Annotated in this window: 7 protein-coding genes; 4 read left to right on the forward strand and 3 right to left on the reverse strand. The window is 65.5% G+C overall.

The features are described 5' to 3' along the window. Nucleotides 1–795: a protein-L-isoaspartate O-methyltransferase family protein gene (locus X265_RS29790; protein ID WP_128968071.1), complete on the reverse strand. Its 795-nt coding sequence runs from the start codon at nucleotides 793–795 to the stop codon at nucleotides 1–3. Beyond that, a complete protein-coding gene (locus X265_RS29795; protein ID WP_128968072.1) occupies nucleotides 788–4,252 on the reverse strand; it encodes an ATP-binding protein in 3,465 nt (1,154 codons plus the stop codon). The genes X265_RS29790 and X265_RS29795 overlap by 8 nt, the downstream gene beginning before the upstream one ends. Nucleotides 4,253–4,387: 135 nt before the next feature. Between X265_RS29795 and X265_RS29800 the strand changes: the two genes are divergently transcribed. From X265_RS29800 to X265_RS29810, 4 genes are all read left to right on the forward strand, one after another. After that, on the forward strand, nucleotides 4,388–10,813 hold the full coding sequence (locus tag X265_RS29800; protein ID WP_128968073.1) for a non-ribosomal peptide synthetase: 6,426 nt from the start codon (nucleotides 4,388–4,390) through the stop codon (nucleotides 10,811–10,813). A gap of 139 nt (nucleotides 10,814–10,952) precedes the next feature. Next, complete coding sequence (locus X265_RS40775; RefSeq protein ID WP_164938853.1) at nucleotides 10,953–11,120, forward strand: hypothetical protein; 168 nt, start codon at nucleotides 10,953–10,955, stop codon at nucleotides 11,118–11,120. Nucleotides 11,121–11,348: 228 nt separating this feature from the next. Further along, nucleotides 11,349–12,080 carry a 4'-phosphopantetheinyl transferase family protein gene (locus X265_RS29805; protein WP_128968074.1) on the forward strand — a complete coding sequence of 244 codons (732 nt, stop codon included), beginning with the start codon at nucleotides 11,349–11,351 and terminating at the stop codon, nucleotides 12,078–12,080. Next, a complete protein-coding gene (locus tag X265_RS29810; RefSeq protein ID WP_128968075.1) occupies nucleotides 12,077–13,057 on the forward strand; it encodes an LLM class flavin-dependent oxidoreductase in 981 nt (326 codons plus the stop codon). Before X265_RS29805 ends, X265_RS29810 begins: the two co-directional genes overlap by 4 nt. 122 nt (nucleotides 13,058–13,179) lie before the next feature. Here the strand turns inward: X265_RS29810 and X265_RS29815 are convergent, their stop codons facing one another. Further along, nucleotides 13,180–14,205: a histone deacetylase family protein gene (locus tag X265_RS29815; RefSeq protein WP_128968076.1), complete on the reverse strand. Its 1,026-nt coding sequence runs from the start codon at nucleotides 14,203–14,205 to the stop codon at nucleotides 13,180–13,182. Between the last annotated feature and the right edge of the window lie 57 nt (nucleotides 14,206–14,262).

Consider the following 14,262-nt stretch of genomic DNA (forward strand, 5'->3'; position numbering starts at 1 on the left):
TTAGCCATCCGACGGCAGCCCCTGCGCGATGCCGCGAAAGCGCAGCGGCGCCAGCGACGCTGCTCGCTGCCACCAATCGGCGACGCGATCGTCGAGCGCCGTCACGCCACGGCCATGACCGGGAAAGATCCGGATCTGCTGCACAGCCTCGGCCTCGAACCCCTTGCCCTTGCGCGTGATCTTGAGGGCGGTACCCTCGCGGTCCCGCTGCGTCAGCGGCACCAGCAGGCGACCGCGCGGGCGGAGCGCACCGAGCCAGAGCGGATGCGGATGCGAGAAGCCGGCATGCACGATGATGACGTCGACCGGATCGATGATGTCCGTACTGCCGTCAGCATGAATGACCTCGACATTGTGATAAGCGCGAAGATAGGCCGCGGCGCGCAAGGCGAGCCGCTCATCGCATTCGATGGCGTGCACCCTGCCCTTCGGACCCACGATCTCCGACAGGACCGCCGAGAAATAGCCGAGCCCGCATCCGATCTGAACCACGCGATCCTTTTCTCCGACATCGAGCAGATCAATAAAGTGCGCCCACAAGCTCGGCAGCCCGGTGTCGAGCTTGCGGCGCGCGTCGATGGCGACCAGCACATTGTCGTAGAGATGAATGGGATCGGCGTCGGGCGTCAGCCGATAGCTGCGTGCCGCCGCGCTCTTGATCCGCCAAGGGCCCTTCGCAAGAAACTCCTCGCGCGGCACCTTCGCCAGAGCTTCGAGCAGGCGTGGCGAGGCAATCCGCTCCCGCCTGGCAATCAGCGCTGCGTAGCGGGCACGCGCCGCGGACAGCTCACTCATTTCGCGGAATTTGCGGACGAACGGGCGCTTCGCCCCCGAGCTCGTGCACGAGCTGCATGGCCAGCTTCAGGTCGGGCGTCAAAAACCCCTCGTTGAACTTGCCGACGATCGGCAAGAGCAACAGGCTCGCCTGTTCGCGCTTGCCGGCCTCGAGCGACAGCCGCGCCAGGCTGACGGCGGTCCTGAGCTCCCACGACAAAGCGCTCTGCTTGCGCGCCGTCTCCAGCGACAGGCCGAACAGGTCTTCGGCCTCCTGCACCGAGACCGGATCGCCATCCGATAGCGTGATCTCGCCCTGCAGGCGATAGACCTCGGCGAGGTAGGAGTGATCGCCGGTCCGTCTTGCGGTCGCAAGAGCACCGTCCAGCGCACGCAGGGCGGCATCGCGCATGCCGACCTTGGCGTAGGCCTCCGCGAGCAGGCAGCGGAACCAGCAGCCGGCGAGCCATGAATCCATCGCCTCGTATTCATCGAGGCCGGAACGCATCTGGGTGATGCCTTCTTCGGCTTCGCCAAGCTGCGCCAGCGCCCAGCCCCGCAGGATCGTGGCCTGCTGCTTCCAGTGCAGGAAATTGTGCTCGGTGGCGATGATCATGGCGCGATTGGCATGGTCGCGCGTGCCCTCGATGTCGCGCAGATGCTGGCTGAGATAGGCGCCGAACACCAATGCGAAGGCGAGCGAGAAAGGATGGCGGATCTTCTCCGCAAGCTGGATTGCCTGTTCGCTGTGCTGGCGCGCCGCGTCAGGCTGCCCCAGGAACCAGAGGAGATAGCCGAGATAAGACAACGAGACGACGCCGGGATCGGTGCCGTGACGCTCCATCAGATCGGAGTGCAGGTCGGGGCTGTAGAGATCGATGCAGCGATGCAGATGATGCTGCGCGGCGGCGAAGCGCCCGCGATACAGCATCGTCATCGCGATCGAACGGTGCGCCTCGATCAGATAGCCGGTCTGCTGCGCCGGCTCCGCCTGCTCGTTCAACCGCTCCCGCTTGGCGAATTTCAGCAGCTCAACGCTGAGATCGTGTGCGCGGGTGAGATCGGCGCGGATGAAGTGACAGACCCAGAGGCCGCGGGTGGCTGCAAACGCCTTTTCGTCGTCCTCGAGTTGCTGGCCGAGCTCGAGCGCACGGATATAGTTCTCCTCGACCTCCTGCACGGCATAGCCCTTGGCTGCGATCAACGCATTGCCGAGCGCAATGCGCAACTCGAGCTCCATCTCGTCGGCGCCCTGCATACGCGCATTGGCCTGCACGACGCTCAAGCCCCGGCGCAGATGTCCGATCGCCTCCAGATTGGCGCCGCTCCTCGCCGCCTGCTTGCCGGCCTTGAGCCAGAAGCTGGCCGCGCCCTCGCTCTGGCCAGATTCGGTGAGGTGATGGGCGAGCAGCTCCGGCTCGCGCTCGGTCTTCTCCGGGTACATCTCGACAAGCACCTGGGCGATACTCGCATGCAGCTTGCGCCGTTCGCTGTGCAGCAGGCTCGCATGCGCCGCGTTCTGGATCATGACGTGCTTGAAGGAGTAGAGCGCATCGGGCGGATGACCGCGGCGCATGATGAGCCCGGCTTCCTCCAGGTGCGTCAGCGCCGCCTCGATCTGCTCCGCCGGCGTGTTGGCGACCGCGTGCAGCGTCTCGTAGGAGAATTCGCGGCCGATGGTGGCGCCGATCTGTGCGATACGCTTGAAGGGGCCCATCCGGTCGAGACGCGCCATCAGTGAATCCGTCAGCGTTGCCGGGATGGCAAGCTGCCGCCACGGGCCCGACAGCACATAGCGCCCGTGCCGCTCGGTCAGGAGGTTGGATTCGAGGACCGTCTTCGTCAGCTCCTCCAGGAACAGCGGCACGCCGTCGGTCTTGACGATGATCTCCTCGACGACCTCCTTGGGAAGCTCGCGCCCTGCGACACGTTCGACCAGCGTCGTGCGCAACGGCCGGCTGAGCCGGTTCAGCACCAGCGTGGTGATGTGCGAATGCGCGTTCCAGCTCGGCTGGAATTCGGAGCGCGCAGTGAGGATGGCGAGAATCGGCCGGTTCTGCACCCTGTCGACCAGGAGGTCGACCACCTCGCGGGAGGTCGGATCGATCCAGTGCAGGTCCTCAAAGACCATCACCAGCGGCATCTCGCGTGCGAGGCCGAGGAAATGGTTGACCAGAGCTGCGACCGTGGCGTCTTTCTGCTGCTGCGGCGAGAGGTCGAGCGGCGGATAGCGCTCCCCGGTCGGTATCGACAGCAGCGCGGCAAACAGCGGCGCCACCTGCTCGACATCGCCGTGCGCGGCGGCGATCGCCGTCTCCAGGCTCGCCAACGACAGCGCGGACGCATCCTCGCGATCGAGGCCGAGCGAGAATTTGAGCTGCTCGACGAACGGGTAGAACGCGGTGGAAGTGTAATAGGGCGAGCACTGGAACGAGACCTGACCGTGCCGGTCGCCGGCGATGCGCTCGAAGATCTCCCGGATGATGCGGGACTTACCGATGCCGGGCTCGCCGAACTTGACGACGACCTGGCCGTCGCCCTCCTTGACCTGCTGCCAGCGCCCCATCAGCAGCGCGATTTCCTCCTCGCGATTGACGAGGGGCGTCAGCCGCGTGCCCATGGCGGCGGCAAAGCGGGTCTCCACCCGGGTCGCCCGCACGACGTGCCAGGCCTGGGTTTTTTCCGAGATACCTTTCAGGGCATGGGTGCCGAGATTGCGGTAATCGAACTTCCCCTTCAGCAGCGATTGCGTCGAGGCGGAGATCACAACGCCATTGGGCGGCGCCAGCGCCTGCAGACGCGCCGCCAGATTGACGGTCTCGCCGACCGCGGAGTCGCGCTCTTCGGTGCCCTGGCCAACGAGGTCGCCGACCACGACGAGACCGGTCGCGATTCCGATACGGACGGCGGGGGCATGGCTGAGCGCCCCGCGCGGCTCGATCGCACGCGCCGTCGAGAGCACCCGCACGATCTCGAGCCCGGCGCGCACCGAGCGCTCGGCGTCGTCCTCGTGTGCGGTCGGATAACCGAAATAGACCAGGATGCCGTCACCGACGAAGCGGGCGGCGAAGCCTTCGTAATGCTTGACCACGCGCACGCAGGTCTCGCGAAAGCTCGCGATCATGTCGCGCACGTCTTCCGGATCGAACTGGGCCGAGAGCGCGGTGGAATCCACCATGTCGCAGAACATGGTGGTGAGCTGGCGCCGCTCGGCGCCGACTTCGGTACGGGCCGGCGGGTGCGCGGGTGCGACCGACGCTTCCGCCGTCTCGGCCTGGAACAACGCGGCCATAGCACGCTGTAACCGCTTGCGATCGCCGAGCGGCAGGCCGAGCTCGGCGAGGTCTGCCTCGGTGAGGTCCCCAATGACGTCGAGATCGAGGCGGTGCTGCGCGAACAGGTCGGTGTAGTGGCCGAGGCCGGCGCCTTCGAGCCAGCGCCTCAACCCGGCTTCCGTCTGCGGCTCTTTCTCCAGCATGGTGATTCCGCCCGACTTTCCCTCCGTCGAAGGGCTAATGGGCCCTCAACCACAGATTTTGGGGCCCAAACTTCACCTCAGACTGGACGCGTTCCCTAACTCCGGGGAAGAATAGCCCAATCGGATCAAAAGGGAATGGCATTGTCGGCAATTGCATCCGGAGCACGAGGTGGGTCGGCCGGCACGGGCGGAGCCGATACCATCGGCGGCCTTCTCGCCTTCCATGCGCGAACCATTCCGGCAGCACCTGCCCTGCTGGCCCCCGGCCGGCCGCCTTTGAGCTATGGCGCGCTGGGCGCCAGGCTCGAGCATCTCGTCGGTACGCTGCGCGGGCTCGGCATCGCTCCCTCCCACCGGATTGCTGTTGCGCTGCCGCGCGGGGCCGACAGCGCGTTGGCTCTGATCGCGGTTGCCACGGCCTGCGCCTGCGTCCCCGTCAACCCCGATCTGACGATGGACGAGCTGCAACGCTATTTCAGCGAGATGAAGCCGGCGGCGCTGGTGACGCGGGCCGACACGAATTCGCCGAGTCGCGACATCGCCAGGACGCTCGACATTCCCCTGATCGACTTCGTGCCGGGGCCGGAGACGGATCTCGGCGAGTGTGGATTCTTCGGCCCGACAATCGGTCCGGCCAGCACGGGCGGCGCAGCGAGCGCCGAGGACGATGCGTTCATCCTGCTGACATCGGGCACGGCGGCGCGACCGAAAATGGTGCCGCTGACGCATCGCAACGTCTGCCTCTCCGCCCAGAACGCCGGACGCGTGCTGTCGCTCACCCCGCACGATCGCCTGCTCAACGTCCTGCCGCTGTTTCACGCCCACGGCCTGATCTCCGGCCTGCTGACGGCGCTCGCGGCCGGCTCCAGCGTGATCGTGACCGGGGGGTTCGACGCACCGTCCTTTTTCGGTTGGATGCGGGATCTGCAACCGACCTGGTACACGGCAGTGCCGACCATTCATCGCGCATTGCTGACAGCCGCGGAAGCCAGCCCCGAACGTGTCCGATCGTCATCGCTGCGCGTGATCCGCTCGGCTTCGTCTTCGCTCGCGCCCGCCATCCTCAACGGCCTGGAGGCGGCGTTCGGCGTCCCCGTGCTCGAGACTTACGGGATGACCGAAGCGGCTTCGCAGATTGCTGCCAATCCGTTCGAGCTGCGCAAGGTCGGATCGGTTGGCCGCGCCGCGGGTCCTGAGATCGCGATCATGGACGAAACCGGCCGGACGCTCGCGCCCGGCGAGCGTGGCGAGATCGTGCTGCGCGGGCCGAACATGAGCCGCGGCTATCATAATGACGAAGCGGCCACCCAGGCCGCGTTCCGCGACGGCTGGTTCCGGACCGGCGATCTCGGCTACCTCGATGCCGACGGCTATCTCTTCATCGTCGGCCGCATCAAGGACATCATCAACCGCGGCGGCCAGAAGGTGTCGCCGCTGGAGGTCGAAGAGGTGCTGCTGGCCCACCCGGCAGTGCTGGAAGCCGGAGTCTTCCCAATTCCGCACGCAAAGCTAGGCGAGAACGTTGCCGCCCTCGTGGTTCTGCGTCCCGATTCCGAGGTAAGCTCGGATCGGTTGCGCCAATTCGCACGCAAGCGTCTTGCCGCCTACAAGGTGCCGAGCCTGATCCGCAGCGTGGCCGCTCTGCCGAAGGGCGCGAGCGGCAAGGTCAAGCGCAATGCGCTGGCCGAGCTGATTTCGGTTGCCCATGACGACGACGATACGCAGCTGCCGCGCAACGCGCTGGAGACCCAGCTCGCGGAGATCTGGGCCAGTCTGCTCGAGCTTCCGCAAGTCGGCGTCGATCAGGACGTGTTTGCGCTCGGCGCCGACTCGCTCGCGGTCACGCAAATGCGTTCGCGCCTGCGCGAGCGCTTCAACGTGGACTTCTCGTTCGAGGACATCTTCGATTGCGCCACCGTCGGTGGTCTTGCGGCCCGGATCGAGGCCACGACGCATCGCGACGGGATGCTACCAGCATGGCGCCACATGGCTTCCGACGAAGACGCGCCGCTCTCGTTCCAGCAGCAGCGGATGTATGTGCTCTCGCGGCTGGATCCGACGCGCTACAATTACAACGTGGTCGAGGTCGCTCTCCTCAGGGGCGAGGTGGACCTCGCCGCGCTCGAGGCGGGCCTTGCTGCGATCTGCGCGCGTCACGAGGCGCTCCGCTCGGTCTTCGTCGAATGCGAGGGCGCACCTGTGCAGCGCGTGCTTCAGGCACGCCCGCGGCTCGAGCGGATCAAGCTCAAAGCCTGCCCTGCGCACCGGCGGGCTGCGCTCATTCGGCGCGAGGCGCTGAAGCTCGCGCAATACGCATTTGATCTGGCCCGGGAGCCGCCGCTCAAGGTGACGCTGCTCTCGTTCGACAGATCCAGCCATGCGCTGGTTGTCAACGTCCATCACCTCGTCACCGACGGCTGGTCGCAGCGGCTGTTCTGGGAGGCCCTCGCCGCCGCATATTCTGCGGCACGCAAGCAAGGCACGGCGGAGCTACCCCCGCCCAGCTTCCAATATCGGGACTTTGCTCGCTGGCAGCTGAGCTGGGCGCAAACGCCCGCAGCAAAGGAGCAGCTCGATTACTGGCGGGCGCAGCTCGATGGCGTCACCACGCTGCCGCTGCGGACCGACCGGCCGCGGCCGGAGATCTGGAGCGGTCACGGCGCCCGCCACTATTTCGAATTCCCCAGGAGCCTTTCGGCCGGCATTCGCACGCTGAGTCAGGATCAGGGCGTGACGTCTTTCATGACGCTGCTCACCGTTTTTCAGTGTCTGCTGTTCCGCCATACCGGGCACGAGGATGTCGCGACCGGATCGCTGATCGCGAACCGTAACCAGATCGAGAGCGAACGCCTGATCGGGTTGTTTGCCAACACGCTGATCCTGCGCAACGATTTCGGCGGCGATCCGACCTTCAGCGAAATGCTGCGACGGGTGCGCCAGGTCACGCTCGATGCCTATCGCAACCAGGACCTTCCGATCGAGGAAGTCTTGCGCGCTTTGCAAATCGCGCGCAGGACGGATGGCAATCCGCTGTTCCGGATCATGTTCATCCTACAGAATGCTTCGATCGAGGCCGCGCGCTTCCCGAGCCTGTCGGCACGCCGGCTGGAGGTCGACCCGAAGGTCGCGCGCTTCGATATCACGCTGGAGCTGGTCGAGGCCGAGGGCCGCTTTACCGGCTTCTTCGAATACGCCACCAACCTGTTCGACGCAGCCACAATCGGGGGCATGGCGGATCAGTTCAAAACTCTGCTCAAGGCCGTCATCGCCAATCCCGAGCAGCGCATCTCGCGCCTGCCGCTGCTGACGGAGGTGGAACGCCGGCGATTGCCGGCGAAAGGCAGGCCGGCCAATTTCGCCACACGCGGCAATCTCTGCGAACGGTTCGAACGGCAGGCGAAGAAGACGCCGGACGCCATCGCTATATCCGATGGGCATCTCGCCCTGAGCTATCGCGAGCTGGCGCGCCGCAGCCAGGCGATCGCACGCTGGCTTAGCCGCGAAGGCGTCGGCGCGGAAAGCGTGGTCGCACTGCTGGCGGACCGGGGGCCGGATCTGCTCGCGGCGATGATCGCGGTGCAGCGCGCAGGCGCGGCGTTCCTGAATCTCGATCCCGAGCAGCCGCCGGCGCGGCTCGCAACCATCCTGGGATCAAGCTGCGCAACCGTGCTGCTCGTGGGGCGCGCAAGGTCGGCTATGGTTGATGCCCTGCTCGAACCGCTGGTTGAGCGCATCCTCGTGGCGGAGCTCGAGGACGCGATCGCGCTCGAACCGACGAAGCCCGCCCGTGCGGCGCAGCGTACAAGCACGAGCCTTGCCTATCTCGTCTACACCTCCGGCTCCTCCGGTGCGCCGAAGGGCGTCATGATCGAGCAGCGCGGGCTGTCCAATCATCTGGCGTCGCTGATTTCCGAGCTTCGCCTCACCCCTAGGGACGTGATCGCCCAGACGGCCCCGCAGAGCTTTGTCATCTCGGTCTGGCAGTTCCTGGCCGGTCCCATGACCGGCGCGCGCGTCCATGTCTGCGGCAATTCGGTCGTGCAGGACCCGATGATGCTGGCGCGGGAGATCGAACGCGAGGGCATCACGGTGCTCGAGATCGTCCCTTCGCTGCTTCGCGTCATCCTGGAACGCCTCGACGAAGCGCCGATGCTGTGCGCCTTCGCCAAGCTGCGGCTGCTGATCTCGACGGGCGAGCCGCTGCCGGTCGAGCTCAGCCGGGCCTGGTTCGCACGCTGCCCGAAGGTGCCGCTGATCAACGCCTACGGGGCTTCGGAATGTTCCGACGACGTCTCGCTGCATCGACTGACCAGGGCGCCGGACACGGCGACGACCAATGTTCCGGTCGGAGCGCCACTACCCAACACCCAGCTCTACGTGCTCGATCCAAATCTGCAGCCGCAGCCGATCGGCGTCGTCGGCGAGCTCTGCATCGGCGGTGCCGCCGTCGGGCGCGGCTACATCAACGATCCCGCACAAAGCCGGGAACGCTTCATCCCCGATCCTTTCGCGCGGGCGAAAGGCAGCCGGCTGTACCGCACCGGCGACCTTGCCCGCCGCCGTGCCGACGGCACCATCGAATGCCTCGGCCGCGCCGACCTGCAGGTCAAGGTCCGTGGCTACCGCCTCGAGCTCAAGGAGATCGAGGCTGCGCTTGCCGACCACGCGAGCGTGCGCGCCGGCATCGTCGAGCCGCGCCGCGATGCCAATGGCGATGTCAGGCTGATCGCCCATGTCGTCCCCAGAGCCGGCACCCAGATCAGCGCCAGTGAGCTGCGCGACTTCCTCAAGAGCCGCCTGCCTGTTCATGCGATCCCCTCCGCGTTCCTGTTTCTGGATCAGGTGCCGTTGAATGCCCACGGCAAGCTCGATCGCTCAGCCCTGTTGACCCCGGTGCAGCAGGAGCCCGCAAGGACCGACGCTTCCGTGCCGGCGCGACGCTTCAGCGAAAAAGTCCTGTCGGACATCTGGATCGACTTGTTGGGGGTCGAGAGTCTCGGCGTCACCGACAATTTCTTCGACCTTGGCGGCCATTCGCTGCTGGCGGGCCAGGCGATGGCGCGCCTGGCCCGCGCGCTCGGGGTCTCCCTGCCGATCAAGACCATCTTCGAGGCGCCGACGATCGAGCAGCTCGCCCGACGCGTCGAAGAGGCTGCTGCCACGAAATCGCAAGGTCCAGTGGCCGCGATCCCACGCCTGGTCGAGAGCGGACCTTCCACGCTGTCGATCGCGCAGGACCAGATGATGCGGATCGAGCGGAACCTGCCCGATCTGCCGCTGTTCAACCTGCCCTTCGCCTTCCACCTCGACGGGCCGGTCGATCCGCGACTACTGACGCAGGCCATCGACGACATCGTGCGCCGCCACGACTCGTTGCGGACGGCGTTCGGCTGGAATGGCGAGGAGCCGGTCGGCCACATCGCCGCGCCCGCTGCGCTCGGCCCGGTGCTGACCATCGAGACCGTCGGTGACGGGCGCCCCCACAACAACAAGCGGCGCAAAGCGCTCGAAGCGAGGAAGATCGAGCTCCTGATCGCGCAGGAGACCTATACCCCGGTCGACGCCGCCCGGGCGCCGCTGCTGCGGATGCGACTGCTGCGGCTGCATGACCTGGAGCACATCCTGCTGCTGACGCTGCATCATGCCATCGCCGATGGCTGGTCGATCGGTGTGCTGTTCGAGGAATTGTCGAGTCGTTATGCCGCGCTGGCGGGCCGTCCATCGGCGCCTTTGCCAAGAGTGCCGCTCGCATTCTCCGACATCGCACGCTGGCAACGCTGGTGGTGCGGCACCGAGGCGGCCCGCCGGCAGGCAGCCGACTGGACCGAGAATTTGCGCGGTACAGCCCCCTTGTTCGACGGCGAAGCGCGGCCGGGCGCATCAACAGGCCATCATCCGCTCAGCCTGGAGCGCGATCTCGTCGCCCGGCTCACGGCCTATGCACGACAGCACAATGCCACGCTGTTCATCTGCCTGCTCACCGGCCTGAAGGCCCTGCTGATGGCGCGGACCGGGCGCACCGACATTTCGGTCGCCACGGCCATGGCCAACCGCGCCCAGCCGGACACCGAGCGAATCGTGGGTCCGTTCGAGAACACGGTGATCGTCCGTAGCCGAATCACGCCGGATCTGTCGTTCACGCAAGCACTGGCCCGGGTGCGCGAAAGCGTGCTCGAGAGCCATGCGCGACAGGAGCTGCCGTTCAATATTCTGGCCGACCATCTGGAGCAGGAGGGCATCGATCCCGCGTCGCTGCTCCAAGTCTACTTCACCCTGCAAAATCCGTTGCGCCAACCGCTCGACCTGCCCGATGTCGCGGTGCGGTCGATTGGAAACGTCGCGCGCGAGGGCCAACCGGTTTTGCCCGTCGACCAGACCTGGCTGTCACTGATGCTGAAGGAGCGCCCGAGCGGGATCACCGGTTCATGCAATTACAAGTGCGAGCTGCTCGACGGCGGCATGGTCGGCACGTGGATGGAGGATCTCGTCGCACTGCTGGCGGGGGCCCTCTCCCAGCCCCATACAGCGCTCCATCGGCTACTCGACCGCCGCGCGGCATGACCAGCCGTTCGTCGGCGCCGAACGGATATCCACTCGCCAAAGCTGTGCATGGTGAAGTTGCATCTTGATTCTTTGGCGCCAGCGCGCAAGATTATTCCCGTGTTTTGATTTGGACGATATTTTAAACCGGGGGAGTGTTATGGGTTTCATCAAATTTACCAAAGGCACCTCGCTGAGCGACAAGGACCGCAAGGCCCTGCAAAAACTGCTGACCGACGAGAAGAAGAAGCTCCAGTCGGCCCTGAAGGAAGTCGATGCCAGCCTTTCGGTGCTGGGTGGCTCGAAGAAGGCCAAGAAGAAGAAGTAGGACTCGGCGGCCGGGACGCCGCACGAATCTTCCGATCTAATTCTTGAATTGGGCCGCTCGCCTGTCGAGTTGGGGTCTCGCACAAGCTTGCGGCTGTAATCCGGCCAGCGATCGACAAGAATTTGCCCGGGTGGACCGCTAGAAGCGATCCGCTCAGTCGCTTCCTGTTCGGTTGATTCTTCAGTCAGGGCCGGATTTGGCCTCCACCTGGCGCTATGGGCCCATTTGATGCCAAACGACGGAATTGAACTGTTTGTCGGACTGATCGAGAGCATCGATACGCCGGGCGCGGTCGATGCGTGCCGGAGGTTGCTCTCCATCGACGAACGGATCCGCGCCGACCGCTTCAAGTTCGAGCGGCATCAGCGGCAATATATCTTCGCGCACGCAATGTTGCGTATGGCGCTCTCGCACGCGGCACCCGATGTCGCCCCCACCGAATGGTCGTTTTCGACCGGCCGCTACGGACGGCCCTTTGTCGCATCGCCCAGGCAGGCGACGGCCCTCCATTACAGCCTGTCGCATGCCGACGGCTGTGTCGCCTGCGTCGTTTCAAAGCACGAGGCCGTCGGCGTCGACGTCGAGACCGTGTCGCGGCGTGTCGCGCCGCTATCGACCGCGCTCCGCTTCTTTGCGCCGGAGGAGGTCGAAACGCTGCGCGGCCTGCCGGAGCCGGCCGCAATCGAGCGTTTCTTCGACTATTGGACCTTGAAGGAGGCCTATCTGAAGGCCAGAGGTTTCGGCCTCAATCTGCCGCTCGATGCCTTCGCGATGCGGGTCTCGCGGGAGGCAATCGGGATCAGCTTCAAACCCGACATCGCCGACGATCCCGCAGGCTGGCGCTTCTCGCTGTGCTCGCCCTCGCCCTCGCACCGCTTGGCGATCGCCGACGGCTCCCGTGCGGCCGGCGGCCTTCGTATCATCCGCAACGCCTGGCCGCTCCAGGAAGCGGCGGAATGATGCCGGCGCGGCTGCGCATCTTTCCCGCAATCTCGCGCAACCGCGATCCGAAGAAATATGTCGGCGAGCTGATGCGCGTGGCGGAGTTCGCCGACCACAACGGCTTCGAGGGCATTCTGCTGTTCGAAGGCAACGACGTGTTTGTCGAGCCTTGGGCGATGGCCCAGCACATCATGGCCGCAACGAAGCGATCTTCGCCGCTGATCGCGGTCAATCCGGTCTACATGCACCCGTTCACGGCGGCGAAGTTCGTGTCGTCCCTGGCGCAGCTCTACGGCCGCAAGGTCTATCTCAACATGATCACGGGCACCGCGATCAGCGACCTGCAGGGACTCGGCGACCAGCAGTCGCATGCCGACCGCTATATCAGGCTCGGCGAGTTCGTCACCCTGGTGCGCCAGCTGCTCGCGAACCCCCGCCCGGTGAATGTCAGCGGCCGGTTCTACCGCGCCAGCAATCTGCAACTGCGGCCACGACTGCCGCCCGAACTGATGCCTGAATTTCTCGTCGCGGGGCAATCGGATGCGGCGCAGCGCGTCGCAGAGGAGACCGGCTGCATCAAGATGCAGATGCTGCCGCCCGATCTCGATCGCGGCCTCGGCGCATCAGGCATGAATTTTGGTATCTTCGCGCGCGAAAGTAGCGAGGAGGCGCGACGGGGCGCCAAGGCCCGCTTCCGCGACGACCCCGACGACCGCGAGCTGCTCGCACTCACGGTGGAGAACTCGGATTCCGTCTGGAAGCGGCGGCTGTATGAAGGGCAAAGCGGCGAACTCGCCGCCAATGGCTATTGGCTGCTGCCCTATCTCACTTTCCAGGCCGACTGTCCTTATCTCGTCGGCAGCTATGCCGAAATCGGCGCGAGGCTGAAGGAATTTGCCGCGAAAGGCCTGACCACCGTCATGCTCGACATGGTCGCCGACGGGAGCGAGATGCGGCACGTCTGCAAGGCGCTGAAAGCAAGTGGCATATTTTAGATATCCCTCGCGTCATGGCCGGGCTTGTCCCGGCCATCCACGCCTTGCCACACAGCACGAAGAACCTGGATGCCCGGGACAAGCCCGGGCATGACGACCTCCTACGCGGTGAAGAGCCTGCCTCACCGCACCTCTTCAAACCCTGCCAGCACCGAGGTCAGGTTGGCACCGAGAATATCCGAGAGATATCCGCCCTCCTGCACGAACACGGTCGGCAGGCCCATCTTCGCGATGGCCTGGCCGATGCGGCGAAAGCCCGGCGTGGTGACGGCAAGTCCCTTCAGGGGATCGTGCTCGGAGGCATCCAGGCCGAGCGCGATCACGAGCGCGCCGGGCGCAAAGGATTCGATCGCCTTGCGCGCGACATCCAGGGCTTGAATATAGCCGTCATCGCCGGTGCCGATCGCCAAGGGAATGTTGAGATTGGTGCCGAGGCCCGGACCTTCACCGCGCTCATGCGCGTAGCCCCACACGAACGGATAGTAGGCGGTCGGATCGGCGTGGATCGAGATCGTGTAGACATCCGGGCGTGCGTAGAAGATGCCTTGCGTGCCGTTTCCGTGATGGACGTCGACATCGAGGATGACCACGCGCTCGTGCTTCTGCCGCAGATGCGCCGCCGCGATCGCGCTGTTGTTGAGGAAGCAGAAGCCGCCGGCCATGTCGCGATAGGCGTGATGGCCGGGCGGGCGGCAGAGCGCGTAAGTCGCATCCTCGCCGTCCATCACCATCTGCGCTGCGGTGACCGCAACATCCGTCGCGGCACAGGCCGCCGCCCAGGTGCCCGGACCAATTGGGGCTGCGGTGTCGGCGGTATGCCAGCCGAGCTTGCCGACGATGTGGGTGGGATAGGTTGCGGCATGGCGCACCGGATGGATGTTGCCGATCATCTCCGGGCCGGAATCGCCGAGCGCCGTCCAGGCGTCCCAGGCTTCGCTCAGGAACGACAGATATTCCGGGCTGTGAATGCGCGCGCGCGGGCCCTGGCCGAATGTGGTCGGCTCGACCAGTTGATGCTTGCCATCCTTCAAGCCCTTGAGCAGACGATCAGCGCGCTCGGGCTGCTCGGTGGTGCGCTTGACGAGCCCGCGAACCAGGAAGAATTGCGGATCGTGGCTGCGGTGCAGTTCGGTATGGACGGCTTTCACTCAAACACTCCGTGATCGCGCTCTTTGACAGGGCCACAGATGTCTTGATCGCTGCGG

The sequence above is a fragment of the Bradyrhizobium guangdongense genome, assembly GCF_004114975.1.
Classification (GTDB): domain Bacteria; phylum Pseudomonadota; class Alphaproteobacteria; order Rhizobiales; family Xanthobacteraceae; genus Bradyrhizobium; species Bradyrhizobium guangdongense.

What these genes read in the sequence shown, in the direction of transcription:
- X265_RS29800 (WP_128968073.1), top strand. Translation starts at nt 4,388, where the DNA reads ATGGCATTGTCGGCAATTGCATCCGGAGCACGAGGTGGGTCGGCCGGC.
- X265_RS29810 (WP_128968075.1), top strand. Translation starts at nt 12,077, where the DNA reads ATGATGCCGGCGCGGCTGCGCATCTTTCCCGCAATCTCGCGCAACCGC.
- X265_RS29805 (WP_128968074.1), top strand. Translation starts at nt 11,349, where the DNA reads ATGCCAAACGACGGAATTGAACTGTTTGTCGGACTGATCGAGAGCATC.
- X265_RS40775 (WP_164938853.1), top strand. Translation starts at nt 10,953, where the DNA reads ATGGGTTTCATCAAATTTACCAAAGGCACCTCGCTGAGCGACAAGGAC.
- X265_RS29795 (WP_128968072.1), bottom strand. Translation starts at nt 4,252, where the DNA reads ATGCTGGAGAAAGAGCCGCAGACGGAAGCCGGGTTGAGGCGCTGGCTC.
- X265_RS29790 (WP_128968071.1), bottom strand. Translation starts at nt 795, where the DNA reads ATGAGTGAGCTGTCCGCGGCGCGTGCCCGCTACGCAGCGCTGATTGCC.